We start from the raw sequence: 1073 nt of genomic DNA, 5'->3' as shown, positions 1-1073 counted from the left end.
ATAGATACGCCCGTGGCAACATTCCCGGTCGTCATAGTTCGATTACGTGAATCGCCTCTTGCTGTTCAACTCGCGTGACCCGTCTGCGACGCCATGCAGGCCAACTTCAATCGCAAGAAACGGATAGGAAAACGACTTACCGGTCGATACCGTTCGTCTTAGCGTAGCAATTCTGCTTCGCTGCAAACAGTGATTGAGAAGGAGTCGAACATGTCGAAGGAAGATGACAACAAGGCTATCGTTGGCCGCTGGTTCACCAACTTCTGGGGCGAAAAGTGCGACTTGAGCATCGTCGACGAAATTGCCGCGCCGGACATGCTACTGAAATACTCACTTCATGAGCCCCGCCGCGGTCGCGATGACATCAAGAGTTTCATGACCGACTTTCGCGAAGCATTCCCCGACCTCAACTTCTGGGGTGTCACGGACCTCATCGCCGAGGGTGATTATGTAGTCGGCCAATGGGAAGGCGGCGGCACGCACCGTGGCCCGGCGTTTAGTGATTTCCTGGTTGGAGCGTTGCCGGCGGCCACGGGACGCAAGATGCACTTCACCGGAACCACCGTCCTCCGCCTTCAGGATGGGCTCATTGTCGAGGAACTTGGACTCGACGACGGGGTAACGGCGCTCATGCAACTGGGCCTCATCAAGAAGGCTTAAACACAATGACGTCCTGTTGAACCCATAGCTCCTACTCAACGTACGGAGGGTGCAGACCAACCACCTCACTCTGGACCCTCCATGCAGACCTACATACCCGCTATCGTCTCTTGAGTTAAACCACAAGAAACGGAGTGCCGCGGAAGCTATGACTCCACAAACTGACCTCTTCTTTCGATAACGGAGCTGTCCGGAATGCGTAACTCCATGGTGAAGGCGGCAGAGGAGCCAAATCTCGTGAGCAGCTTCAAATCCGCCTTAATAGCCGCTCAGGGCGCCGACGGAGGCGTGTGCATCAAATATGCCATGTATGCCGGCCCCACTCGACTCGCGTACTGGCCGCAAAAGCAGTTCCTCGCTTTGTATCACTGTATCGAATACTACAGTGGCGTCCATTACTACGGCTCGGACTT

The 1073-nt window shown here is 55.1% G+C and carries 2 protein-coding genes; both read left to right on the top strand.

All coding sequences use genetic code 11. The features are described 5' to 3' along the window. Positions 1-210: 210 nt before the first annotated feature. Positions 211-660 carry an ester cyclase gene (locus PQR08_RS38550; RefSeq protein WP_408164470.1) on the top strand — a complete coding sequence of 150 codons (450 nt, stop codon included), beginning with the start codon at positions 211-213 and terminating at the stop codon, positions 658-660. Positions 661-855: 195 nt separating this feature from the next. Next, the coding region (locus PQR08_RS38545; RefSeq protein ID WP_408164469.1) for a hypothetical protein at positions 856-1073 on the top strand (218 nt) is incomplete at its 3' end.

It is taken from the genome of Caballeronia jiangsuensis, assembly GCF_046030135.1.
In the GTDB taxonomy this organism is placed as follows: Bacteria; Pseudomonadota; Gammaproteobacteria; order Burkholderiales; family Burkholderiaceae; genus Caballeronia; species Caballeronia jiangsuensis.
This window is presented reverse-complemented; position numbering and strand designations above follow the sequence as displayed.

Coding starts and splice junctions, on each gene's coding strand:
- PQR08_RS38550 (WP_408164470.1), top strand. CDS start 211: ATGTCGAAGGAAGATGACAACAAGGCTATCGTTGGCCGCTGGTTCACC.